This is a genomic window from Rhodomicrobium sp. Az07 (assembly GCF_018619475.1).
In the GTDB taxonomy this organism is placed as follows: Bacteria; Pseudomonadota; Alphaproteobacteria; order Rhizobiales; family Rhodomicrobiaceae; genus Rhodomicrobium.
On record NZ_JAHFZG010000002.1, the window covers coordinates 179818 to 204926 of the forward strand.

General features: G+C 62.9%; 22 protein-coding genes and 1 tRNA gene. 5 read left to right on the forward strand and 18 right to left on the reverse strand.

Going from position 1 to position 25109, the window contains the following annotated elements; genetic code table 11:
* Positions 1–306: 306 nt before the first annotated feature.
* The 10 genes from KKP04_RS02400 to KKP04_RS02445 form a co-directional block, all read right to left on the reverse strand.
* Positions 307–687, reverse strand: a complete 381-nt coding sequence (locus KKP04_RS02400) for an ArsC family reductase (protein WP_215026103.1) — start codon at positions 685–687, stop codon at positions 307–309.
* Positions 684–1499, reverse strand: a complete 816-nt coding sequence (gene rlmB, locus KKP04_RS02405; protein WP_215026105.1) for a 23S rRNA (guanosine(2251)-2'-O)-methyltransferase RlmB — start codon at positions 1497–1499, stop codon at positions 684–686. The genes KKP04_RS02400 and rlmB overlap by 4 nt, the downstream gene beginning before the upstream one ends.
* A complete protein-coding gene (locus KKP04_RS02410; protein WP_215026108.1) occupies positions 1496–2068 on the reverse strand; it encodes an NUDIX hydrolase in 573 nt (190 codons plus the stop codon). The genes rlmB and KKP04_RS02410 overlap by 4 nt, the downstream gene beginning before the upstream one ends.
* A gap of 11 nt (positions 2069–2079) precedes the next feature.
* Positions 2080–4833, reverse strand: a complete 2754-nt coding sequence (locus KKP04_RS02415; RefSeq protein WP_215026111.1) for a [protein-PII] uridylyltransferase — start codon at positions 4831–4833, stop codon at positions 2080–2082.
* 109 nt (positions 4834–4942) lie between these two features.
* Positions 4943–8248: a DUF2126 domain-containing protein gene (locus tag KKP04_RS02420; protein WP_215026115.1), complete on the reverse strand. Its 3306-nt coding sequence runs from the start codon at positions 8246–8248 to the stop codon at positions 4943–4945.
* A gap of 150 nt (positions 8249–8398) precedes the next feature.
* On the reverse strand, positions 8399–9304 hold the full coding sequence (locus KKP04_RS02425; protein WP_215026118.1) for a carbon-nitrogen hydrolase family protein: 906 nt from the start codon (positions 9302–9304) through the stop codon (positions 8399–8401).
* Positions 9304–9888, reverse strand: a complete 585-nt coding sequence (locus KKP04_RS02430; RefSeq protein ID WP_215026121.1) for a GNAT family N-acetyltransferase — start codon at positions 9886–9888, stop codon at positions 9304–9306. Before KKP04_RS02430 ends, KKP04_RS02425 begins: the two co-directional genes overlap by 1 nt.
* Positions 9889–9981: 93 nt before the next feature.
* A complete protein-coding gene (locus KKP04_RS02435) occupies positions 9982–11973 on the reverse strand; it encodes a protein meaA (RefSeq protein WP_215026124.1) in 1992 nt (663 codons plus the stop codon).
* A gap of 165 nt (positions 11974–12138) precedes the next feature.
* Entirely contained in the window at positions 12139–12978 is an 840-nt protein-coding gene (locus KKP04_RS02440; RefSeq protein ID WP_215026127.1) for an outer membrane protein, read from the reverse strand.
* A 323-nt stretch (positions 12979–13301) separates the two neighbouring features.
* Positions 13302–13556, reverse strand: a complete 255-nt coding sequence (locus KKP04_RS02445; protein ID WP_215026130.1) for a GlsB/YeaQ/YmgE family stress response membrane protein — start codon at positions 13554–13556, stop codon at positions 13302–13304.
* Between the two features lie 178 nt (positions 13557–13734).
* On the opposite strand from KKP04_RS02445, the gene KKP04_RS02450 reads away from it, so the two are divergent.
* Entirely contained in the window at positions 13735–14085 is a 351-nt protein-coding gene (locus KKP04_RS02450) for a hypothetical protein (RefSeq protein ID WP_215026133.1), read from the forward strand.
* A 112-nt stretch (positions 14086–14197) separates the two neighbouring features.
* Here the strand turns inward: KKP04_RS02450 and KKP04_RS02455 are convergent, their stop codons facing one another.
* The 3 genes from KKP04_RS02455 to KKP04_RS02465 form a co-directional block, all read right to left on the reverse strand.
* Positions 14198–14731 (reverse strand): carboxymuconolactone decarboxylase family protein, encoded by a 534-nt coding sequence (locus KKP04_RS02455; RefSeq protein ID WP_215026302.1) that lies wholly within the window; start codon positions 14729–14731, stop codon positions 14198–14200.
* Between the two features lie 90 nt (positions 14732–14821).
* Positions 14822–15376 carry a peroxiredoxin gene (locus KKP04_RS02460; protein WP_215026138.1) on the reverse strand — a complete coding sequence of 185 codons (555 nt, stop codon included), beginning with the start codon at positions 15374–15376 and terminating at the stop codon, positions 14822–14824.
* A gap of 299 nt (positions 15377–15675) precedes the next feature.
* A tRNA-Leu gene (locus KKP04_RS02465) sits at positions 15676–15759 on the reverse strand.
* A 163-nt stretch (positions 15760–15922) separates the two neighbouring features.
* Between KKP04_RS02465 and KKP04_RS02470 the strand changes: the two genes are divergently transcribed.
* Positions 15923–17455, forward strand: coding sequence for an acyl-CoA carboxylase subunit beta (locus KKP04_RS02470; RefSeq protein ID WP_215026141.1), 1533 nt, complete (start codon positions 15923–15925; stop codon positions 17453–17455).
* 311 nt (positions 17456–17766) lie between these two features.
* Here the strand turns inward: KKP04_RS02470 and KKP04_RS02475 are convergent, their stop codons facing one another.
* From KKP04_RS02475 to ccmA, 5 genes are read right to left on the reverse strand one after another with little or no spacing between them, the layout of a single operon-like run.
* A complete protein-coding gene (locus tag KKP04_RS02475; RefSeq protein WP_215026144.1) occupies positions 17767–18366 on the reverse strand; it encodes a DsbE family thiol:disulfide interchange protein in 600 nt (199 codons plus the stop codon).
* On the reverse strand, positions 18363–18542 hold the full coding sequence (gene ccmD / locus KKP04_RS02480; protein WP_215026147.1) for a heme exporter protein CcmD: 180 nt from the start codon (positions 18540–18542) through the stop codon (positions 18363–18365). Before ccmD ends, KKP04_RS02475 begins: the two co-directional genes overlap by 4 nt.
* Positions 18535–19332 carry a heme ABC transporter permease gene (locus tag KKP04_RS02485; protein WP_215026150.1) on the reverse strand — a complete coding sequence of 266 codons (798 nt, stop codon included), beginning with the start codon at positions 19330–19332 and terminating at the stop codon, positions 18535–18537. The genes ccmD and KKP04_RS02485 overlap by 8 nt, the downstream gene beginning before the upstream one ends.
* A 35-nt stretch (positions 19333–19367) precedes the next feature.
* Positions 19368–20027: a heme exporter protein CcmB gene (gene ccmB, locus KKP04_RS02490; protein ID WP_215026153.1), complete on the reverse strand. Its 660-nt coding sequence runs from the start codon at positions 20025–20027 to the stop codon at positions 19368–19370.
* On the reverse strand, positions 20024–20659 hold the full coding sequence (gene ccmA, locus KKP04_RS02495; RefSeq protein WP_215026156.1) for a heme ABC exporter ATP-binding protein CcmA: 636 nt from the start codon (positions 20657–20659) through the stop codon (positions 20024–20026). Before ccmA ends, ccmB begins: the two co-directional genes overlap by 4 nt.
* Positions 20660–20803: 144 nt before the next feature.
* On the opposite strand from ccmA, the gene acnA reads away from it, so the two are divergent.
* The 3 genes from acnA (at position 20804) to KKP04_RS02510 (ending at position 25092) form a co-directional block, all read left to right on the forward strand.
* On the forward strand, positions 20804–23554 hold the full coding sequence (gene acnA / locus KKP04_RS02500) for an aconitate hydratase AcnA (RefSeq protein WP_215026159.1): 2751 nt from the start codon (positions 20804–20806) through the stop codon (positions 23552–23554).
* Between the two features lie 323 nt (positions 23555–23877).
* A complete protein-coding gene (locus KKP04_RS02505; protein ID WP_215026162.1) occupies positions 23878–24132 on the forward strand; it encodes a hypothetical protein in 255 nt (84 codons plus the stop codon).
* Between the two features lie 270 nt (positions 24133–24402).
* Positions 24403–25092, forward strand: a complete 690-nt coding sequence (locus KKP04_RS02510; RefSeq protein ID WP_215026164.1) for a hypothetical protein — start codon at positions 24403–24405, stop codon at positions 25090–25092.
* The last annotated feature ends 17 nt before the right edge of the window (positions 25093–25109 follow it).

The following is a 25109-nucleotide window of genomic DNA, read 5'->3' on the forward strand; positions in this document are numbered from 1 at the left end:
GCACACGACCATACAAGAGCCCGCGAACCACGATGCGCGGCTATTCATGAGTTCGGTCCCACCTTGAACTCGACTACGCTTCATTGCATACGATCATATTTATGTGATAATGATACGACAATCTAATTCTCAAACAGACTCCGCATCTCTCGCTGCACGCCGGGAAGGCGGAGCTTGCCGCGTGCGGGGTGTACATAACGCGTTTACGCGCCTGCACCGAACAGCAATTTGCGCCCGCGGCCATGAGGGCAAGGCCGTCCGGCAGGCGATCCGCAAGGCCGGGGCAAGGCTCTTGTTCTTACCGCCCTATTCCCCCGACAACGTTCGCGCGTCTCTGGTGGCTGGCAACGCCGCGTCATAGACCTCCGGCTTGAAGCCGACGAGCGTCTTCTCGCCGAGGTCAAGCACCGGCCGCTTGATGATCGACGGATTCGCCAGCATCAGCGCCACCGCCTTGGTCTCATCGATGTTTTCCTTGTCGGCGTCCGGAAGCTTGCGAAACGTCGTCCCTGCGCGGTTGAGCAGCGCTTCCCAGCCATGCTCCTTCACGAAGCGGCGGACGAGCGCTTCGTCCGCCCCAGCAGTCTTGTAGTCGTGAAAGGCATGGTCCACGCCGCGCTCTTCGAGCCACGCGCGCGCTTTCTTCACGGTCGAGCAGTTCTTGATGCCGTACATGATCGGGGTCATTGCGCTTCCCCCCGTTCTTTCGCGCGCGCATGAAACACGATGGCGGCGGCGTTCGAAACGTTGAGACTCTTGATCGGGCCGGGTGCGGCCAGCGCCGCGATCACGTCGCAGCCCTCGCGCACGAGCCGCCGCAGTCCCTTGTCCTCGGCGCCGAACACGAATGCCACGCGCGGCCCGCCCGCGAGCGCCGCATCGAAAGGCTGCGCCCCTTCGGAATCGAAGCCGATGCAGAAGAAATCGCGCTCCTTCAGCTTTTCCAGCACGCGCGACAGGTTCACCACCTCGATCACCGGCACATGCTCCAGCCCGCCGGACGCGGACTTCGCCAGCGTGGCGGTCAGCGGCGGCGAATGACGATCCTGCACGATCATCGCGCCGATGCCGAACGCCGCCGCCGAGCGGATCACCGCGCCGACATTGTGCGGGTCCGTAACCTGATCGAGGATGACCACCGTCGCGGGCGCATCGCCAAGCGCGTCGAGAAAATCGTCGAGGCCCGGCTGGGCGAGCGGTTCGACATGGAGCACAGCGCCCTGATGCACCGCGCCCGGTCCGGTCAGCCCGTCCAGGTCGGCGGGCAGCGCGAGCGTCACGGCGATCTTTCGCGCATCGATCAGCGGGCGCAGCCGGGCAGCGGCGTTCTCCGTCAGCCACGCATGAAGGATTCTCCGCTTCGGGTTGGCCAGCGCCGCTTCGACAGAATGCAAGCCGTAGAGCGTTTCGCCCGCCGCGAGCCTCACAAACCCGCCTCTGGCAGGGGCGCGGGGCTGGCGCCGTGTCTCGTCGTGCCGTGGCGCTTTCGCGTTTTTCATGATGCGGGTTTCTCCGGTGCATCCCCGCCCGCGAGGAGCGCTCTCAGTTTTCTGGCGGCGTTATTCAAGCCGACGTTCTCGAAGTCCGCGTCGATTGATACCCAGCGATACGCCCCGGCCTCGCTTTCATCGATGCAGATGTCGCCGCCGCAGGGCGCGAACAGGTATTGGAAGTCGTAATGCCAGTGCTCGTGCTGGTCGCGCTCCGGACGCGCGGGAATGATGTGCGCGTCGATGTTGAAAGGGACGCGGCCCGGAAACAGTGGCGACGGCGCGACGGTGAGGCCCGTCTCTTCCAGCACCTCCCGCCCTGCCGCATCGTGGATGGATGCGTCTTCGCTTTCGACATGGCCTCCAGGCTGCAAGAAGCGCTCAAGCTTCTTGTGAAAGATCAGCAGAAGGGCGCTGCCGTCAAACACGAGGCCGCTCGCCGTTACGTGGCCGGCGGCGTTGCTCCTGAGAATGTCGCCGGGGTGTCTCGCCAAGTAGTCTCGCACGGCGCCGATGTCTTCGCCGGGAAATAACCTTGCATATTCGGCCAGCGCGGCCGTCGCGTCGGCATGGAGCATGGCGTCTTCCCTCACTCTTCGAGAAGGTCGCGAATTTGCGCGCGTATCCTGCTCTTGGTCTCCTCGTCCGTCACCTTCTGGTTCCCCGGCCCTGTCACGTAAAACACGTCCACCGCCTTTTCACCGAAGGTCGCGATATGCGCCGATGCGATGTCGAGGCCGAGTTCGTCGAAGCCCCGCGCGAGGTCGTAAAGCAGGCCCGGACGATCCAGCGCATGCACCTCGATGACGGTCGTTTCCCGCGATGCGGTATTGTCGATCACGATGTCCGGCGGCACGGTGAACGCGTCGACCTTCGGCATCTTGCGGATCGAGCGAACCTTCGCCTCGTCAAGCACCCGCGCGCCAGAGACGACATCCGTGATCGAGCGCCCGATCTTCTCGCACTGCGAGATTTCCTCGTGGTCGTCGACGAACTTCCGCTGGAACAGCAGCGTGTCGAGGGCCAGCCCGTCGCGCGTCGTCGCGATCTGGGCCGACGCGATGCTTGCACCGGAGGCCGCGCAGGCGCCCGCGCTTTGCATCAGAAGGCGCGGATGGTCGTCCGTGACGAAGGTCAGCTCCGGGATCGGACGGACGATGTCGCAACAGCGGACATCGTAGACGAGCGGCGCGGCTTCCGTCTCGAACCGGCGGATCAGGCTCGCATGCAGGATCTGCCGTTCGAGATCCGTGCGAACCCAGTAGTCGGGCTCGTGACGCTCTATGAAGCGGTCGACATCGGTTGCGGCCCAGTCGGACAGGGCCTCCCGGAGCCTCGACTTCGCGGCCGCGATGCGCGCCTGACGCGGCACGCGCGTATGGCCGCCCGCGAGAAGCGGCTCGGTATCGTAATAGAGCTGGCGCAGAAGCTGGCCCTTCCAGCCATTCCAGACGCCGGGGCCGACGGCGCGGATATCGGCGACGGTCAGCAGCAGCAAAAGCTTCAGCCGCTCCGGGCTCTGCACGAGATCGGCGAAGTTGCGGATAGTCTGCGGGTCGGAGATGTCGCGGCTCTGCGCCGTCTGGCTCATCACGAGGTGATGCTGGACGAGCCAGGCAGCGGTTTCCGCTTCGGCCGCCGACAGGCCGAGGCGCAGCGCGAGCATCCGGGCCAATTGTGCGCCGACGATCGAATGATCGCCCTCGACCGCCTTCGCCACGTCGTGCATGAGAAGCGCCACATAAAGCGCGTTGCGGTTCTGGATGTCGTTGATGATTTCGGTCGAGAGCGGAAGCTCCTTGCCGAATTCGCCATTTTCGATCCGCGAGAGGATGCCGATCGCCTGAAGAGTATGCTCGTCGACTGTGTAGTGGTGATACATGTTGAATTGCATCATTGCCACGCAGCGGCCGAACTCGGGAATGAAGCGACCGAGCACGCCCGATTCGTTCATGTAGCGGAGCGAGGTTTCCGGCGCCTCACGCGAGGTGAGCAGATCGAGGAAAAGGCGATTCGCTTCACGGTTCCTGCGGAAGTCGTCGTCGATCAGCTTCAGCGACGCCCGGATGAGGCGCAGCGCCTCGGGGTGCATCAGCAGATTTTCCCGTTCGGCCTCGATGAAGAAGCGGATCAGGTTCAGCGGATCTTTTCTGAAAGCGTCCGGCTGCTTGACGTTCAGACGCCGGTTGTCGAGACGGAAATCGGTGGTCGCCGCGATCTTGGCCTGCGGGCTCCACGGCAGCGCGCCGACGAAGTCACTGAGCGTCGGCACGCTCTTCAATTGCCGCAGTTCGAGGCTGGAACAAACGGTTCGCGTGAGATCGCCGACGTCCTTGGCAATCAGGAAGTAGTGTTTCATGAACCGTTCGACGGCGAGCAGACCGCGGCGCTCGTGATAGCGGAGCCGCCGTGCCATGTCGGGCTGCACGTCGAAGGAAAGCCGCTCCTCCACCTTCCCCGTGAGAAAATGCAGGTGGCAGCGAACCGTCCAAAGGAAGGCTTCGCAGTGGTTGAAGGTAGCGACCTCGCTCTGCGTGAAGATCGCGTGTTCGGCCTTCTGGCCGTTGCGCGCCGGGTTGAGGTACACCGCTAGCCAGTGCAGCACGTTCAGATCGCGAAGCCCGCCCTTGCCTTCCTTGATGTTCGGCTCGACGCGATAGCGCGATTGGCCCGCCCGCTTCAGGCGCTCCTCGCGCTCGGCGAGCTTCGCCGCGATGAACTCCCGCTTCGTGCCGCTCACGACGCTGGCGACGAAGCGCGACCACATCTGATTGAAAAGCACCGCCTCGCCGTGAATGAGCCGCGCGTCGAGCAGGGCCGTGCGGATCGTCATGTCGGACTGCGCGGCTTTCAGCGTCTGGTCGACGTTACGCGTCGCGTGGCCGACCTTGTAGCCGAGATCCCAAAGGAAATAGAGCACGGATTCGACGATGCTTTCGCCCCAGGCCGTCTGCTTGTAGGGCAGCAGGAACAGCAGATCGACGTCCGATTTCGGAGCCATCAGCCCGCGACCGTAACCGCCGGTGGCGACAAGTGCCATGTGCTCCGCGGCGGACGGGTTCTGCGCGCGATAGAGGTAGCGTGTCGAGAAGTCGTAGATGAGCTTGATCAGCTCGTCCTGAAAAAGCGCGAGTGCAGCCGCACAGGCCCGCCCGTCGCCCGTGCGCATCAACAGCGCCTCGGCTTGCGTCTGCGCGGTCGCCTTCAACTCCTTCAGGCGGGATACCACGCGCGGCCGCATCTGCGCGGGATTGTCCGCGCTCTGCTTCCAATAGGATGAAAGCTCATCGCGCAAGGCGGCGGGATCGAAGAATGGCGGCGGGGCGATGTTGATCTGGTCCATCGGAGCGACTTCACGTTTGCTCTCAGCTTATAACGGTTCGCCGCTCCGGCCTATGGTCGCGTTCGGGGAAGCGCATGAACGGCGGACGGAATAACCGTCCGCGACGAAGTTAAAACCCGACGCGCCGCAGGTCGAGCGTATGCGGGAAGCTCGGGTTCGGCCCCGGATTATGGGGCTGCGATGCGCCCGGCGTATGCCCGTAAAGCTCGAAGCGCGCGAGGCGACGCGTTTCGGCTTCGAGCGCATTGACCGGGAAGGTTTCGTGCGCGCGGCCGCCCGGATGCGCGACGTGATAGCGGCAGCCGCCAACCGAGCGCCCGGCGTGGCTGTCGTACAGGTCGAACACAAGCGGCGTATGCGGCGCGATCGTCGGCTGGAGACAGCTTGAGGGCCACCACGCACGGAAGCGAACGCCGGCGACGGTCTCGCCATGCGTCCCCGTGGGCCTCAGCGGCACGGTCACGCCGTTGCAGAGCACCTGATAGCGGTTGCCGAGATTGCCCTTCACCTTCACCTGAAGGCGTTCGAGCGACGAATCCACATAGCGGACGGTGCCGCCCGGCGCGCCTTCCTCTCCCAGCACGTGCCACGGCTCCAGCGCTTGCCGAAGCTCGATCTCGATTCCCTGATAATCCACGCCGCCGTAAAGCGGGAAGCGGAACTCGAAATGCGGCGCGAACCACTCGGCCTCGACCGGCAGCCCTGCGTCCTTCAGGTCCGCGATCACGTCCTTGAAGTCGGCCCAGACGAAATCCGGCAGCATGAAGCGGTCGTGCAGCTCCGTGCCCCACGGGATCAGCTTGCGCTTGTAGGGCTTCTCCCAGAACCACGCGATCAGCGCGCGAAGCAGAAGCTGCTGCGCGAGGCTCATCTGCGCATGCGGCGGCATTTCGAAGTTGCGGAACTCGACGAGGCCGAGGCGCCCCGTCGCCGAATCCGGCGAATAGAGCTTGTCGATGCAGATTTCCGCGCGGTGCGTGTTACCCGACGAGTCGATGAGCAAATTGCGGAAGACGCGGTCCACGAGCCATGACGGGATCCAGCCGTAATCCTTGTCCGGGATCTGGCTGAGAGCGATTTCCATTTCGTAGAGCGAGTCGTTGCGCGCCTCATCGATGCGCGGCGCCTGGCTTGTCGGCCCGATGAACAGGCCCGAAAACAGATAGGACAGCGACGGGTGGTTCTGCCAGTAAGTGATGATGCTGGCGAGCAGATCCGGGCGGCGCAGGAAGGGGCTGTCGGCGGGCGTCTTCGCGCCCAGCACGATATGGTTGCCGCCGCCGGTGCCCGTGTGGCGGCCGTCGATCATGAACTTCTCGGTGCCGAGCCGCGCGAGCCGCGCTTCCTCATACAGGATTTCGGTGATGTTCACCGCCTCGTCCCAGTTCGAGGCAGGCTGAATGTTCACCTCGATGACGCCGGGATCGGGCGTGACCTTGATAACGTTGAGGCGTGGATCGTGCGGCGGATGATAGCCCTCGATGTGAACAGGCTGGCCGGTGATCTTCGCGGTTTCCTCGATGGCGGCGGCAAGGGCCGCGTAGTCCTCCGCATCGGCGAGCGGCGGCATGAACAGGCACAGATGCCCGTCGCGCGGCTCGATGGCGAGCGCGGTGCGGACACTGCCGAGAACTTCCGTGGGCACAAGCGGCACGTCCGGAGCAGGAGGCGTGAGCAGCGTTACCGCATCGCGTCTGCTGCGAAGAAGCACCTCGCGCGACGGCATGGAGGCGCGCGCCGCGAAGGGATCGGTCGGGATGACATGCGGATAGTTCGACGGCACGATGTAGGGCGTGGACGACAGCGGCAGGCGATAGCCCACCGGCGAATCGCCCGGCATGAGATAGAGCCGCCGACGCCGGAAGTTCCACTTTTCCGTCACCCATGTGCGGCCGCGCGCCTGACTGTGCCACACCTGAATCGGCATGACGTAGCCGGACGGCTTGTCGAGCCCGCGCTCGAACACGCGGATGACGCGGTCGCGCTCTTGCGGGTCTTCGAGCTTGTTGTCCTCGGGTTCGACGTTGATCGGCAGCTTCTGCTCGATGAGGAGAAAATGCGCCGGATCTTCATACGCCGGGACGGCAGCATCGACGGGAAGACCGAGTTGTTCCGCCAGCACTTCCACGAAGCGGCCCGCATCTTCCTGTGTCGCCGGCTTCAAGGGAATTTCGTGGTCGATATGCGCTTCGTTTTCCCAGAGAGGGTGGCCGTCGTCGCGCCAGTAAACGGAGAAAGACCAGCGCGGAAGCTGCTCGCCCGGATACCACTTGCCCTGCCCGTAATGGAGGAGGCCGCCGGGTGCGAAGCGGTCGCGCAGGCGACGGATCAGGTTTTCGGCATAGCGGCGCTTGGTCGGGCCGACGGCGTCGGTGTTCCACTCCGCGCCGTCGACGTCGTCGATGGAGACGAAGGTCGGCTCGCCGCCCATCGACAGGCGCACGTCGCCTTCATCGAGCCGCCGGTCGACCTCGTGCCCCGCGGCCGCGATGGCCTTCCACTGGTCATCCGAATAAGGCAGCGTCACACGCGGGCTTTCGTAGATGCGCTGCACCTGCATGTCGAAGCCGAACGTCACCTCCGCCTCGTCATGCTCGCCGGAAATGGGCGCGGCGCTTTGCGGCGAGGGCGTAGCGGCAAGCGGGATGTGGCCTTCGCCCGCGAACAGGCCGGATGTCGGATCGAGGCCGATCCAGCCCGCGCCGGGAAGATATACCTCCGCCCAGGCATGCAGGTCGGTGAAATCCACCTCGGTGCCGGACGGCCCGTCGAGCGACTTCTGATCCGCCTTCAACTGGATGAGGTAGCCAGACACGAAGCGCGCGGCGAGGCCAAATTGCCGCATGATGTGGACGAGCAGCCAACCCGAGTCGCGGCACGAGCCGGAGCGCTTTGCAAGCGTCTCCTCAGGCGTCTGAACGCCGGGCTCCATGCGTATCAGATAGGCAATATCCTTCTGGAGCTGCAAATTCAGCGCCCAGATGAAATCGAGGGATGTTCCCCCTTGGAACTTCACCCCGGCGACATAGTCCTTCAGAAGCGGCCCCGGCGCGCCCGCCTTGAGATAGGGCGCGAGTTCTTCCTTCAGCGCGGCGTCGTAGTCGAAGGGCCAGCTCTGCGCGGATTCCTCGACGAAGAAGTCGAAGGGGTTGATCGTGGCCATGTCCGCCACGAGATCCACCACCACCTTGAATTCGCGCGTCCTTTCAGGAAAGACGAGCCGCGCCAGATAGTTGCCGAACGGATCCTGCTGCCAGTTGATGAAGTGCTCTTCCGGCGTGATGCCGAGCGAGTAGGACAGGATCGGCGTGCGGCAGTGAGGCGCCGGGCGTAACCTCACGACCTGCGGGCCCAGCCCGATCAGACGGTCGTAATCGTATTCTGTCCGATGGGTCAGCGCGACATGGATGGCCATCGTTTCTCCTGACGGCAGGCGTGAGTCGGGTGCGGGCGCACAATGCTTCGCCTTGACGCACCGTGCAAGCCTCATGCCTGAACATGAGGGCATTTCTGCGCGACGCTATAAGTTCGGGTGATTGGAAGGCGCGTTTCGGCGGGAAGCACCTTATTTGAAAGTCACGACCTTGGCTTGCGGAAGGTCCGGCGCGCCGGGCTGCAAGTCCCAGTCGCGGGCGTTGAAAACATCGCCGTGCTTTCGCACCTCGGTCAGAAGGTCGAGGTCGAGCGTCGCGAAAACCCACTGGCTCGCGTTCATCGGGCCTTCCTCAAGCACGCCGGACGGCGACGAAAACAGCGGGTCCGATGGCGCGAAAAATCCGGCCGCGCCCGCATTCTGGTCGACCGCAGCCGACCACTCCGCGTCGCCCACCGTGCAGGATTGCACGACGTAGACCTGATTTTCGAGCGCTCTTGCCGCACACGCGTTGCGCACGCGGTAGTAGCCATAGGCCGTTTCCGTGCAGGAGGGTACGAGGATCACTTCGGCGCCGGCGTTGCACAGCGCGCGCGCGATCAGCGGAAATTCGGAATCGTAGCAGATGGCGATGCCGATCTTCGCGAGGCCGATGTCGAACACGCACAGGCCCGAACCCGCGTCGATGCCCCAGTCTTCCACCTCCGACCGCGTGAGGATCAGCTTCTGCTGGCTGCCGGTTTCGCCGTTCGGGCAGAAAAGGCGGGCGCGGTTCACGACGGTGCCGTCGGCAAGGCGCGTCGGTGCGCTGCCCGCGAGGATATGAACGCCATGCCGTTTCGTGAGGCTCGCATAGGCGGCTTCGTAATCGGCGATGTAATATTGCATGGCCTCGATCGATGCGTGGAGATCGCGAGAAACATGCCGCCCGGCGATGCGCGCCAACTCCATCGAAGCGTATTCGGGAAAGACGAGCAACTGCGCGCCCCGAACGACCGCCTGCTCCACCCAGCGAGCGAGCTTGACCTCGAACGCCGCCATCGATGTCAGTTCATCGATTGGATACTGCGCCGATGCAATGCGAATGGTTCGGGCCATCAGTCGAGTTTCCGTATCCAGAATTGCATGGGATGCGCCGTTTCCTCGGTCTGATCGATGTCCTTCCAATGGAAGGTGGCGATCAGCCCGTCCGCCTTGCGATATCCGCGCTTCCGCCAGAACGGATCGAGCGGCGAGTAGTCGGATGGCTTCAGCGGGTGATGATCGGGGCGCACCACGGCGCAGAACGCGGACGAGTTGTAGCCGCGCGCTCTCGCATAAGCCTCGCGCGCGTCGAAAAACGCGTGGCCGATGCCCCGCCCGCGATAAGCCGGATCAAGCACCGACTCGCCGCAATAGAAGATCCGGCCCGCATCGATACCCCGCGCGCGGAAGGGTTCCCCGAACTGCGCGTTATGATCTTCGAGCGCCGAGCCGGTCGCGCAGCCGACGATGCGGCCGTCTTCTTCCGCGACGACGGCGATGCTGTCCGTCGCTTCTGCGAAAGACGCGAGATAGCTCTGCTCGTAATCGAGCGAACCGTCATAGAGATATGGAAAGGCCCGGAAAACTTCGATCCTGAGCCGCGCCAGTTCCGGCAGTGCGCGCTCAAGGTCGGGCCTTGTAAGTGTCGAAATCCGCATGTGCCGAAAGCGCCCCGGTTGCTTCGAGCGAGAGAACCCCCGCCGGGCTTTCTCGTTCCGCTACGGTAACGCTTTACTATGCTTGCGCCGCATTCAGGATGCAAGCACACGTAGATCCGGATCGGTGAGCCGGACAAGCCCAGCCATGATGTCGTTGAGCTGGAAGTCTTTCGGCGTGTAGATCGCCGCGACACCGCAAGCCTTGAGCGTCGCCTCGTCTTCCACCGGGATGATGCCGCCGACGACCACCGGAATGTTGGAGAGGCCCGCCGCGCGCATGCGGTCCATCACGTCGCGCACGAGCGGCACATGGCTGCCCGACAGGATCGACAGGCCGACGATATGCACGCTTTCTTCCAGCGCCGCGTTGACGATCTGCGCGGGCGTCAGGCGGATGCCTTCGTAGACCACCTCCATGCCGCTGTCGCGCGCGCGGACGGCGATCTGCTCGGCGCCGTTGGAATGGCCGTCGAGGCCGGGCTTGCCGACAAGGAGCTTCAGCCTGCGGCCGAGCTTCGCGGAGACGCGCTCCACATCCAGCCGGATGGTGGCGAGGTCTGCGCGGGCCCCTTGCGCTGCGGCGCGCGAAACACCGGTCGGCGCGCGATACTCGCCGAACACCTGCCGAAGCGTGTCGCCCCATTCGCCGGTCGTGACGCCCGCTTTCGCGCAGGCAATCGACGGCTCCATGATGTTGCGGCCTTCCTGCGCCGCCTGGCGAAGCGCGGCGAGCGTCGCCTCGACCGCCTTCGCATCGCGGGCCGCGCGCCAGGCCTTCAGCGCCTCGACCTGCTCGCTTTCGACGCCTTCGGGCACGGTCATGATCGAGCCGCCCGTGCCGCCCGACAGCGGCGACGGCTCGGTTTCAGTCCAGCGGTTCACGCCGACGACGATCTGCTCGCCGGATTCGATCTTCTGGAGCCGCGCCGCGTTCGCCTCGACGAGCCGCTGCTTCATGTAGCTTGAATCGACGGCCGCAATCGCGCCGCCCATGGCCTCGATGCGCGCCAGCTCGTCGCGCGCCTCGGCTTTCAGCGCTTCGACCTTCGCATCGATCTCGCGGCTGCCGTCGAAGATGTCGCCATATTCGAGGAGGTCGGTCTCGTAGGCCACGATCTGTTGCATGCGCAGCGACCATTGCTGATCCCACGGACGCGGAAGCCCAAGCGCCTCGTTCCACGCCGGAAGCTGCACGGCGCGGGCGCGCGCTTTCTTCGACATGACCACGGCCAGCATCTCGACGAGAATGCGGTAGACGTTGTTTTCCGGCTGCGGCTCGGTAAGGCCGAGCGAATTCACCTGCACGCCGTAGCGGAAGCGGCGAAGTTTCGGATCGGTGACGCCGTAGCGCTTCTCGGCGATCTCGTCCCACAGTTCCACGAACGCGCGCATCTTGCACATCTCGGTGACGAAGCGCATGCCCGCGTTCACGAAGAAGGAGACGCGCGCCAACGCCTGGCCGAACTCTTCCTCCGGGATTTCGCCGCTTTCCTTCACCGTATCGAGCACGGCCTGCGCGGTGGCGAGCGCATAGGCGAGTTCCTGCACCGGCGTCGCGCCCGCTTCCTGCAAATGATAGGAGCAGACGTTCATCGGGTTCCACCTCGGCACCTCGCGGTAACAGAAGACGGTCACATCCTTGATGAGGCGCATGGACGGCTGCGGCGGGAAGACATAAGTGCCGCGCGAGAGATATTCCTTGATGATGTCGTTCTGCACCGTGCCGGTGAGCAGATTGCGGCTCACGCCCTGTTCGTCGGCGATGGCGACGTAGAGCGAGAGCATCCAAGCCGCCGTCGCGTTGATCGTCATCGAGGTGTTCATCTTGCCGAGCGGGATGCCCGCGAGCAGCGTGCGCATGTCGCCGATATGCGCGACCGGCACGCCCACCTTGCCGACCTCGCCCTTCGCCAGCGGATGGTCGGAATCGTAGCCCGTCTGCGTCGGCAGGTCGAACGCGACCGAAAGCCCCGTTTGCCCCTTCGCCAGATTCTTCAGGTAAAGCTCGTTCGACGCTTTGGGCGTCGAGTGTCCCGCGTAGGTGCGGAAGATCCAGGGCTGGTCGGGCTTGCGTTCGTCGGACATGGGGCCGGTCTCGTTCTTTTTGATCCGTTTGCAGTGCACAATAACATGCACTTTGCTAATGCCCCACCCTCCAAAAGACCAAAGCGCCCCGCCAAATGGTAGCGGCGGCTGCGGTTCGGCGCGTCGGCCTTGCGAGCGCGCCTGCTGTTCCGAGCGAAGGCGTGGCTATTTGAGGTCGGCGTAGCCGCTGCCGCTCACTCGATAACTCAGCCCCACCCTGAGGGTGCTGGCCGTTACGTCGAGCTTCTTGGAGCTTTCGAGTTCCGTATATCCACCATAACCATTGTTCATAAGATTTTTTGAGTAGTATAAATCCGACAAATCGCCGAAGTCGAAATACTGGTATTCCCCCCGCAAAGCCCAATTCTGCGTGAGAGCATATTCGATGCCAGCTCCAATGGTCCAGCCAACAAGCGTATCACTTCCGCCATTGTAAAATGTGCCGTTTGGAAAAGGCCAGTCGCTTGAACTCTTCGCCACGTAAGTTGAATCAAACTCTGCATTGAGAAAGGCGACGCCCCCTTTGAAGTAAAGCAGCCAACGATCCGCCGCATAGCCGACCTTACCCGTGACAGCACCGTAAAGATCACCGGATACGGAATAATCGGCGTAGAGATTATCCGTGTTTCCGGTTACCAATTGCGCGGACTGAGATCCGTCGAAGCCCAAATAACCGATTTCACCTTCGACGCCGAAAACGACGTTTCCACGCTGCACGTTGTATCCGATTTGACCGCCACCAGTGAACTTTGTTTCCTCGAAGGACTTTCCATAATGGGGGTCGTAGCGGTTATAGGCATAGGTATCGGAAAGTTTTGCCTTGCTCCAGCCCGCGCCGACATGGCCGCCGATGTAAAAGCCCTGCCACAGCGCAGGCGCTTCGTAGACGGGGCCGTCCTTGAGCCCGCCACGGCTGTAAAGATCAGCGCCAAGCGCCGGATTTGCAGCAAGCAGAACGCCACCAACAACACACGCAAGGCGTGCGGACTCACGAACAGAAGACATCGTTCCCACCCCAATCCACTCAGATACCGGTTCGAAACTGCCCTTTTACAAACCGGTGAGTCAGTCGATCCGCGACCGTCTTTCTATTCATTAACGGCGCGCGGATTTTCTGGCTAGCGCAACGGCTTGTGATCCGGCGTTGCTTTGTGGGTAAGTGACTATTTCGCCACGATCAAATAACGGCTAAATTCTGAAAATGATTTGAAGAATAATGGTTTAATATATCGGCATGCTGTCCTGCATCGCGAAATGACGCGGCGAGGCCGCTTCCTGCTTCGGCCTCGCCGATTCACGCCCGCGCGCTCATCGGCTCCCGCGAGCGCTCATCGGCGGACCAGTCGCAACACAACGAGCAGCAAAATCGCGCCCACCGTCGCGGTAATGATCGATGCAACGGTCGGATCGCCCGTCACGCGCGCGCCCAGCGCCGGAAAGAGATAGAAGCCGATTGCCGCGCCGATGATGCCGACGACGATCGCGCCGAGAAGGTCGAGACCGGTGGGCACGACGAGGCTTGCAAGCACGCCCGCTGCGAGACCGATCAGAACGATATAAAGAATTGAATAAGCGTCGGCCATGGTGTCCTCCGTTGATGAGCCGGACCCGCTCCTCGCGGGCAGGCGGAGCAATTCCGCTACCCCGTTAACGACGCGCTTCACAAAATCGTTCCGCTCCGCATAAAAGTGATTTTATTAAAAGGCGACGCACCTTCATTGCGAGTTGAGAGCGCGTGCGGGCGCAAACAAAGGCCACATCATGAAGCTGCTCCAGTCGCTTTTGCTTTTTACGTTCACGATGATCGCGTCGCTGATCGCGTTTACCTATACGGCGATCCATTTCCCGACGACGATGCGCGATCTTCTCTCGGGCGCGCAAAACGTGCGCGATCAGATGCAGTCCCTTTATCTGCCCGATAACTTCATGGTTTGGGTCGATATCTTCCTTCAGCCGAACCAGATCGTGCTTGTGGGGATCTCGATTGCGATGAGGCTCCTGATCGGAATCCTGGCAAGCTTCGTGTCGCGCAACCGCAAGCCTGCGCGAACGCCTCGAAGCGGCCCCCCGCCGAGCGGGGCGGCCAGTTCACCGTTCAGCCGGTGGGACTGAGGCTCGCGCATCGACAGCCCCAAATGATGAGGACACGGACGCGTAAGGTTCCATCGAGAATAAGGAGCGCGCCCCTCACCGCAAAACGAGATGTCGGCTGGGGCGCCGCGCCTCACGCCTGCGCGGGTGTGCTCGCTTCGAGCGCCACGGCCACGGACTGCACGATTGCCGCGAAACGAACCGCCGTCTGGATCGTCTCCGACGACACGCCCCCCTCGCGCAGCACTTTCTCATGCGCGTCGATGCACATGCCGCAGCCGTTGATCGCGGAGACGGCGAGCGACCACAGTTCGAAGTCGTTCTTGTCGACGCCCGGATTGGCGATGACGTTCATGCGAAGCCGCGCAGGCTTCGTGCCGTATTCCTTGTTCGAAGCGAGATGCACGAAGCGATAATAGACGTTGTTCATCGCCATGATGGACGCGGCGGCCTTGGCGGCTTCGAACGCGGCGGGCGAAAGGTGCTTCGCGGCCTCGGCCTCGAACGCGGCGGCAACTTGCGCGTTGCGCGTAGAAATCGCCGAGGCGAGCAGCAGCCCGTATTTCGTCTGTTCCGAAAGCGTCTGGTCGTTGAGCGCGGAGGAAAGATTGAGCTTCACGTCCTTGGCGAAATTGCCGAGGCGGTCTTTGATGGCGTCTATCGACATCGCGTGGTCCTGTTGGAAAGTTGACATGCCAAAGCCCGGACTGTCGCATTCGCGACATCCGGGCCGGTGTTCTTCGGAAGATGGTCGCCGTTACGCGGCCTTGAGCGTATCCCCGCCGACGGCGCGATTGCAGGGGCAAAGCTCGTCGGTCTGCAACGCATCGAGCACGCGCAGCGTATCGGACGGATTGCGGCCCACATTCAGGTTGTTGGCGTAAACGTGCTGGATGACGTTGTCGGGATCGACAACGAATGTGTAGCGATAGGCGACGCCGGCACCCGAGCGCACGCCGAGGCCATCGATCAGCGAACCCGTCGTGTCGGCGAATTGCCAAAGGTTGAGGTTGTGCAGATCCTTGTGATCGCGGCGCCAGGCGAGCTTGCAGAATTCGTTGTCGCTCGATCCGCCGAGCACGATGGCGTCGCGGTCGGCGAATTCGCTGGAGAGGCGGCCGAATTCCGCGATCTCGGTCGGGCAAACGAACGTGAAGTCCTTCGGATAGAAGAAGATGACTTTCCACTTGCCCGCAAAGCTGGTCTCGGTCAGCGTCTCGAACGCGCTCACACCATTCTCTTCGTGGTAGTTGAAGCCCGGCTTCACACCCACGACCTCGAAAGACGGCAGCTTGTCACCAATTCCCAACATAGCGAATTTCCCTTCCGGTTTTTGAACTGTCGATTTTGATTTAACGCAAGCCACGTGCCATGGGCATCACGTTGCGGTGCAACATGGCTGCTATGACTTAACCGCAGGACTGTCAGTTGTCAGGATTTTTCGCTTCTTGCATGGGAACGAAGGAAGGTCGGAGGCGGGGGATTTGCGTCAGTATCCGTCGATCACATGATAACAGCGGCAAAGGCGTCTCTGTCAGCATCTGGATGGCGAGAAGCTTCTCGTGACATGTCTTCTGGCATGGGCCGCCTCCCGGCGAAGGAAGCGAAAAATGGTGCGGTCGAGAAGACTCGAACTTCCACGGGTTGCCCCACTAGCACCTCAAGCTAGCGCGTCTACCGTTCCGCCACGACCGCAGCGCCCCGTGATGTAATCGCCGGGGAGCCGCTTGTCTAACAAAAGATTCCCCCCCGCACAAGCCGCGACATGACATTCCAATTACGAATTTGCGGCAGCCCGTCTTCAGCGCTAGTGTGAGCCATTCGCAAGCATGCTTCCAGCCCGCATACCGGAAAAACCATGAAAGAAATCATCGCCGAACTCGAACGCCGCCGCGCAGTCGCACGCCAGGGCGGTGGCGCAAAACGCATCGAAGCCCAACACAAGCGCGGCAAGCTGACCGCCCGCGAGCGTATCGAGTTGCTCCTCGACGATGGCTCCTTCGAAGAATACGACATGTTCATGGAGCACCGCTGTACCGACTTCGGCATGGGCTCCACCAAAATTCCCGGCGACGGCGTCGTTACCGGCTGGGGAACGATCAACGGCCGCGTCACTTACGTGTTCGCGAAAGACTTCACGGTGTTCGGCGGCTCGCTTTCGGAAGCGCACGCGCAGAAGATCATGAAAGTTCAGGACATGGCGCTCAAGAACCGCGCCCCGATCATCGGCCTGTTCGACGCGGGCGGCGCGCGCATTCAGGAAGGCGTCGCGGCGCTCGGCGGCTATGGCGAGGTGTTCCTTCGCAACGTCCAGGCCTCGGGCGTTATCCCGCAGATTTCCGTCATCATGGGCCCCTGCGCGGGCGGCGACGTCTATTCGCCCGCCATGACCGACTTCATCTTCATGGTCCGCGACACCTCCTATCTGTTCGTGACCGGCCCCGACGTGGTGAAGACCGTCACGAACGAGGAAGTGACGGCCGAGGAACTCGGCGGCGCGAGCGTGCATACGACCCGCTCATCCATCGCCGACCGCGCGTTCGACAACGACGTGGAATGTCTGCTCCAGATGCGGCGGCTCATGGACTTCCTGCCGCAGAACAACCAGTCGCCCGTCCCGCATCTGCCGACCCATGACGACATCCGCCGTCAGGAGCCGTCGCTCGCGACGCTCGTGCCCCCGGACGCGACGAAGCCTTATGACATGAAGGAGCTGATCAGGAAAATCGCCGACGAGGGCGACTTTTTCGAGATTCAGGAGACCTTCGCGCGGAACATCATTACGGGGTTCGCGCGCCTCGGCGGCTATCCCATCGGCGTCGTGGCGAACCAGCCCATCGTGCTGGCGGGCGTGCTCGACTCGGACGCCAGCCGCAAGGCCGCGCGCTTCGTTCGCTTCTGCGACTGCTTCAATATCCCGCTCATCACGTTTGTCGACGTGCCGGGCTTCCTGCCGGGCACGGCACAGGAATATGGCGGCCTCATCAAGCACGGCGCGAAGCTGCTGTTTGCCTATGCCGAGGCGACCGTGCCGAAGATCACCGTCATCACGCGCAAGGCCTATGGCGGCGCTTACGACGTCATGAGTTCGAAGCATATCGGCGGCGACGTGAACTATGCATGGCCGACCGCCGAAATCGCCGTCATGGGCTCGAAGGGCGCGGTGGAAATCCTCTATCGCGCGGAGCTTGGAGACAAGGACAAGATCGCCGCCCGCATCGCCGAATATAAAGAGCGCTTCGAAAACCCGTTCATCGCGGCGGAACGCGGTTATATCGACGACGTGATCATGCCGTTCAACACGCGCTACCGGCTTGCGCGCGCCCTCAACATGTTGCGCCACAAGAAGGAAGAGCTTCCCTGGAAGAAGCACGATAACATCCCGCTTTGAGCGGCGATCGGGCGCGGCCATTCGGCGGCGCATCCCGGGAGATCACGAGGGGCAGTCATCGCGACTGCCCTTTTTTCATCGCCTTGGCGTGGGCTGCGCTTCCGGAGCCGGATCATCCTCTCTTCACCGGCTCGGTAGAGAAACCCCGCCCGGCATGCTCCGCTACAGGCCGGGTGGATAGAGTGGCGGCCGACACTCTCCCGCTGTGGGGAGTTCAATGAACGGCGTCACCATCGTTACCGGCCTGTTCGACATAGGCCCAAACAGGGGCGCCTGCGAGCATCGGAAGCGCTGCACTTCCGACAGTCCGCTCAGGACTGTGGCGGCACCGCCTTCGCGGCCTTCTCCATCGCGGGCTTGAGCTTCTGCGCGATGACTTCCTCGGTGAGCGGCCCCGCGTGACGGAACGCGATACGTCCCGCGCCGTCGATCACGAAGGTCTCGGGAACGCCATACACGCCGAAATCGATGGCCACGCGGCCGGTATCGTCCACGCCCACGGCCTTGTACGGGTTGCCGAGGCGCGCCAGAAACCGTTTCGCGCCTGCCGGCGTATCGCCCTTGTAGTTGATGCCGTAAACCGGAATGCCCTGCCGCGCGAGGTCCGTGATGAGCGGATGCTCGACCTGGCACGGCGCGCACCACGACGCCCACACATTGATGAGCGAAACGCGGCCCTTCTTCAGGTCGTCGGACGAAAAGCCCGGCACGACCAACCCCGAGGGGCTCGGCGCGCCGGGAAGCGCGGCAAGCTGGAAATCCGGTACGGGCTTGCCGATCAGCACGGACGGCAGGTTCTGCGGATCGCCGGTGCGAAGCTGGTAGTAAAGCAGCGACAGCACTGCCACGACGATGACGACAGGCAGCACGAGACGGCGCGGTTTGGTCTGTTTATCGGGTGTGTCGGTCATGACTTGTCCTGCCCCTGGCCGGAGCGCCGCTTGAGCCCGCGCCGTTCGAGATCGGCGAGGCGCTTCGCCTGACCGCGCTCATCGCCCCACGCCCAAATCGCAAGCGCCAGAACGCAGAACGCCGCTGCGCCGTAGGATATCCAGATGAATGCCGCGTGAGGTCCGAGATCAAGCATTGGCCGCCTCCTCCGTGCCCGCGCGCGCCGCATCGCCGCGCACATGCCGCGCGATCAGCGCATCGCATCGCCGCCGCAGGATTTCCGCCCGCATCGCCTTGAAGTGCAACACGACGAAAAGCAGCGTGAACGCAATCGCCATCACGAGCAGCGGCCACAGAAGCGACGAATGAATCGTCGGGCCGTCGGCGCGGATCACGCTCGCGGGCTGATGCAGCGTATTCCACCAGTTCACCGAGTATTTGATGATCGGGATGTTCACCGCGCCGATCAGTGCGAGGATCGCGGCGGCGCGACCCGCCCGGCCGGGCTCGTCGATGGCCTGGCGAAGCGCGATAAGGCCGAGATAGAGGAAAAACAGGATCAGCACGCTCGTCAGCCGGGCGTCCCAAACCCAGTAGGCGCCCCACATGGGCTTGCCCCAGAGCGAGCCGGTAATGAGCGCAACCAGCGTGAACGTCGCGCCGATGGGTGCCGCCGCCTTCGCCGACACGTCAGCCAGCGGGTGCCGCCAGATGAGATATCCCGCCGACGAGATGGCGATGATCGTGTACGACATCATGGCCAGCCAAGCGGACGGCACATGGATGAACATGATGCGAACCGTCTCGCCCTGCTGGTAGTCCGGCGGCGCCAGAAACGCGCCCGTGAGACCCACTGCGAACAGCACAAGCGTCGCGACAGCGAGCCATGGCAGCACCTTGCCCGACAGCCGCATGAAGGTTGTCGGATTGGCGAGCGTGGAAAACCACCCCGGCCGTATCGTTTCGGTGTTCGTCAGGTCTGCCATAAGCGTCTCGTCCCCCACTTTGTATCTTATATAACTCACTCCAAACTCAGGCGAAGGGCAAGGGCAGCGGCAAATGGCATCGCCGCCACCGAAAACAGCGACAGCGCGCCAAGCAGCAGGATGCTCTGCGAAAATGCCCCGGCCGCGCCGGACAAGGCTCCGACGCCGAAGATCAGGAAAGGAGCGAAAAGCGGCAGGATCAAGAGCGGCAGCAGCAGGGCGCCGCGCCGAAGCCCGAGCGTCAGCGCCGCGCCTGCGCCCGCGACGAAGCTGATGCCGAGCGTGCCGACCGCTAGCGTGGCGAGCAGTTTCGGCACCGCGTTAAGCTCCATGTTGAGGAGCAGCCCTGCGAGCGGCGTCACCACGATGAGCGGCACGCAGGTGGTGAGCCAATGCGCGAGGCTTTTCGACGCGGCGATGAGTTCAGACGGCAGCGGGCCGATGGCGAGCGCATCGAGCGAGCCGTCGTCGCGGTCTTCCTGAAACAGCGCGTCGACCGACAGCACGGCCGAAAGCAGGAACGAAATCCACAGAATACCGGGCGCGATGCGCGACAGAAGCGCGAGGTCCGGGCCAAGGCCAAGCGGAATGATCGACACAGCGATGAGATAGAAGCCGAGCGCGGTCCCGATGGCCGAGCCTTGGCGCAGCGCAAGCGTCAGGTCGCGGGTGAGAAGCGCGAGGAAGGCATTCATGCCGCAAACGCCCGCCCATGCTGGAGTTCGAGAACCGTCGCGGCGTCACCGAGCGCGAGGTCGAGATGCGTCGAGACAAGCGCGATGCCGCCTTGCGCGAGATGATGCCGGATGGCGGTTTCGAGCCGCCGCGTGGAAGCCGCGTCAAGCGAGACGGACGGCTCGTCGAGGAGCCACACCGAGCGCTTCGACGCGAGCAGGCGTGCGAGGCCGAGGCGACGCGCCTGCCCCTGGCTGAGATGGCCCGCGCGATATTCCGCGAGGTCGAGAAGGGCGAACGCGTCGAGCGCGTTCTCGGCCGCGTCCGCATCGTCCGCGCCGGAATAGAAGCGCTGCCAGAAGCTCACATTCTCGATGACGCTCAGGCGCGGCTTGATGCCGTTCGTGTGGCCGATGTAGTGAAAGTGGCCTTCGCCGGTGCCCTCGCCCTTGTCGTCCGAAACAATCACGCGCCCCGAGTCCGCCGGGAGATAGCCCGCGATGGTGCGAAGAAGCGTCGTCTTGCCCGCGCCGTTCGGTCCGCGGAGGATCAGCGCGCGTCCGGCCTCAACCTTGAACGACAGTGCGGGCACCACGATGCGCCCGCCGCGCTGACAGGCGAGCTTCAACGCCGCGAGGCTGGAAACCGGCATGGCGCGAGCAGAAGCGGAACCAGAACGGGTGAGCGGGGTAATATTCACAAATGAAATTCTCGTGTCGAAGGGAGGCCGAACCTCTCTTTATGGTACTCTGGCGCATACCCACAAGAAGCATTTTCGCACAGATGGAGAATCGCTGTGGCTTCCTTAACTCCGCGCTCCCTCGACAGCTTCCGCAGCCGCAAAACGCTCGCCGTCGACGGGAAGCCTTATGAGTTTTTCTCGCTCACCGATGCGGAAACGAATGGCCTTTCCGGCGTCTCGAAGCTTCCATTTTCGCTGAAGGTGCTGCTCGAAAACCTGCTTCGCTTCGAGGACGGGCAGACCGTCACCGCCGACGACATCCGCGCCGTCGCCGCGTGGCTCACCGAGCGCCGCTCGACGCGAGAGATCGCGTTTCGCCCGGCGCGCGTGCTGATGCAGGACTTCACCGGCGTGCCCGCCGTCGTAGACCTCGCGGCTATGCGCGACGCGATGGCAAAACTCGGCGGCGACACCGCGAAGATCAATCCGCTCGTGCCCGTCGATCTCGTCATCGACCATTCCGTGATGGTGGACAGTTTCGGCAATGCCCGCGCCTTCGAGATCAATGTCGATTTCGAATATGAGCGCAACCGCGAGCGCTACGAGTTTCTGCGCTGGGGCGCGATGGCTTTCGACAATTTCCGCGTGGTGCCGCCGGGCACCGGCATCTGCCATCAGGTGAACCTCGAATATCTGGGGCAAACCGTATGGACGAAGGACGCGGCCGGCATCGCCCAAGCCTTCCCCGACACGCTCGTCGGCACGGACAGCCACACGACCATGATCAACGCGCTCTCGGTGCTCGGCTGGGGCGTCGGCGGCATCGAGGCGGAAGCGGCGATGCTCGGCCAGCCGATTTCGATGCTCATCCCCGAGGTGATCGGCTTCCGCTTCACGGGCAAGCTCTACGAGGGCGTGACCGCCACCGATCTCGTGCTGACCGTGACGCAGACCCTGCGCAAGAAGGGCGTCGTCGGCAAGTTCGTCGAATATTTCGGCCACGGCCTCGATACGCTCTCGGTCGAGGATCGCGCGACGATGGCGAACATGGCGCCCGAATATGGTGCCACCTGCGGTTTTTTCCCGACCGACAAGGACACGCTCGCCTATCTCCGCGCGACGGGCCGCGATCCGCACCGCGTGGCGCTGGTCGAAGCTTACGCGAAGGCGCAAGGGCTTTGGCGCGAGACGGAAACGCCCGATCCCGTTTTCACCGATATACTCGAACTCGACCTTTCGACCGTGGAGCCGAGCCTTGCCGGGCCGCGCCGCCCGCAGGATCGCGTGCCGCTGGGCCTTGCGGCGGCAGGCTTCTTCGACACCGTGGCGGAGATGCGCGCGCCGCAGCCCGGCAGCGAGGCGGCGGAGATGATCGCGGAAGGTGGGCCGAACGGCGGGTTGCTCGATCGCGTGATAAGCGTCGAGGGTGTGGATTATTCCATGGCGGACGGCCACGTTGTCATCGCGGCAATCACATCCTGTACCAACACCTCGAACCCGAGCGTGCTGATCGCGGCGGGCCTCCTCGCCCGGAAGGCGCGCGAAAAGGGCCTCAAGCCGAAGCCGTGGGTGAAGACTTCGCTCGCGCCCGGCAGCCAGGTCGTGACCGACTACCTCACCATATCCGGCCTGCAAGCGGACCTCGACGCGCTCGGCTTCGGCCTCGTCGGCTATGGCTGCACCACCTGCATCGGCAATTCCGGGCCGCTGCCGGAACCGATCTCGAAGGCCATCGCGGAGAAGGATCTCATCGCCGCCGCCGTCCTTTCCGGCAATCGCAATTTCGAGGGCCGCGTGAACCCGGACGTGCGCGCGAACTACCTCGCCTCGCCGCCGCTCGTCGTCGCCTATGCGTTGGCCGGTTCGATGAAGATCGACCTCACCACCGATCCGCTTGGCACGGATCGCGACGGCAAGCCCGTCCATCTGGCGGACATCTGGCCGAATTCGGCGGAGATCGCGGAGATCGTGCGCACGGCCATCACGCCGGAGCTGTTCAAGACGCGCTATGCCCACGTCTTCCAGGGTGACGAGCGCTGGCAGGCCATCGGCGGCGATCAGACCGGCAAGACCTACGACTGGGACGACGCCTCGACCTACGTCCGCAACCCGCCCTATTTCGAGCACCTGACCGGCGACGCGCCCGCGCCCATCGCCGACATCGAGAACGCGCGCGTGCTGGGCCTCTTCCTCGATTCGATCACGACCGACCATATAAGCCCGGCCGGGTCCATCGCGCGCACGAGTCCCGCTGGCCGCTACCTCATGGAGCACGGCGTCGAGCCTCGCGACTTCAATTCCTACGGCTCGCGGCGCGGCAATCATGAGGTCATGATGCGCGGAACCTTCGCCAACATTCGCATCAAGAACCAGATGGTGCCGGGTGTGGAAGGCGGCGTTACCCTGCATCAGCCCGACGGCGAGCGCATGGCGATCTACGATTCCGCGATGGCGTACAAGGCGGACGGCGTGCCGCTCGTCGTCTTCGCGGGCCGCGAATACGGCACAGGCTCCAGCCGCGACTGGGCGGCGAAGGGCACGCGGCTTCTCGGCATACGCGCCGTCATCGCGCAGAGCTTCGAGCGCATCCACCGCTCGAACCTTGTCGGCATGGGCGTGCTGCCGCTCCTCTTCGATGAGGGTATGTCGTGGCAGGCGCTGGGGCTGACCGGCTCGGAGACGGTGATAATCCGCGGGCTTGGCGAGCTTGCGCCGCAGAAGCGCATGGCGGCGGAAATCGTCTTCGCGGATGGCTCGCTGAAGAACGTGCCGCTGTTGTGCCGGATCGACACCGTCGACGAACTCGCCTATTTCCGCGCGGGCGGCATCCTGCCCTATGTGCTGCGGAGACTTGCAGCGGCCTGATCGATTCCGATCACGTTTGCGCGACAAGCCTCGCGCCCTTGCGGGGCTTCTTCGTGCAATCACGGCAAGATTGTGCGCAATGATCCGTCCACGGCACGAAAAACGCGTCCGACTGCGACAGAAAGCCAAGCGTTTCGAGTGTGTTAACAAAGTCGTGGGGAGCGACAAAGAAACGCTTGCGACTCCGAAATCCCCCTGCAACACTTGTCATATATCAAAGAAACACAGGCTGGCCGGTGCTCGCAGCTTCAAGATTCGCGGGCGCAGGCGAAGCATTTTCAAAAAAAAAGCCGCCAAGAAACCGGGAACCGGGAGTGAGCGCCATGGCGCAGAGCACGAAAGCCCCCTTCAATCAATGGGTCGAGACCGCGAACAGCCTCGGCCGCCAGTCCGCCTCCAGCGTCGCCTGCCCCTGCTGCGGTTCAACTTCCCTCAGCGTGCGCGATGTCGAATACGGCTTCGGCCATGATCGCGGCGTGCAGCGTTATATCTCCTGCGGCCATTGCGGCGCGTTCACGGGCATCGCTGTGCGCCACGCGGGCGAGGTCGAGAGCCCGACGCTCCGCGCGGCGGAATAGGCGTTAACGCCGCGGATCGGGCCGGGGATTTCCCCGGCCTTTTTGTATCACCGCTATTGATCCGATTTCTCACAAGCTGCAAAACCCGCGCCTGCGGTCCGCCCGCTGCTGATGGGTCTGTCATGTTGCCACTCCTTTTACAGGGGAAGGAATGGCGCCGCCGGGTGTTCCTTGAAGCTATCTCGCGGGACTTTTTGCTTCAATATGATAGCTTCCGTCCGTTACTGGTATTCTCGAATTTTGACAATGTAGGCTGAATGGTCTGAAGTCATGCTCAACGCTTCGGAAAGCGAAATTTTGGTAGCCAACTGGCAAGGGCCACATAGTTGGCCCGGATTTGAAATAGATAACAATCTACCGCCTCTACCCGACATATGTGGAGTTTACCTACAGACATTCGAATATAATGGCGGCTATATAATTTACTGTGCCGGTCACGCAAAGAACGTCAAACTTCGGTTTGCCACGCACGAAAGAAAGCGACGCGTCGGGGATGAGATAAACGTCTTTGACGTCGATAAAATAAAGGAGGGTATCCGCTCCCGCGTCTGGAATGGTTATTCAGACTGGTGGAAAACAAACGCCAGCGCGGTCGCACTGGCTGAACGTCAACGTGCCATCGGCTATTCATTCGATTGGGGAAACGAGATTCCGTCCTATCAAACAAGAAAAGCAATCGCCTTTGCAGAGCACTGGCGAATGGTATCGATAGCGTCGAGCGCGCAATGCCGCGCGATGCGCCTTTTCATCGCTGAGTTCGGTCCAGGGGACCGCCTGCGTAAGCGGCTAGAGGCGGGCGTTATGAACGCTCTCTATTCAGCTTCACCGCCATTCTGCGACATTCCAGATAGGGGAATGGCCTTGTCGCGCATCGATTCCAAAAGGGGCGAAAAGGCGGTTGTGGTCGACAACCGATCAACGGCGAATATTCATGCCCTGCCGATACGCCTCGTGATCTAGCCGTTGCGGTGGGAGCG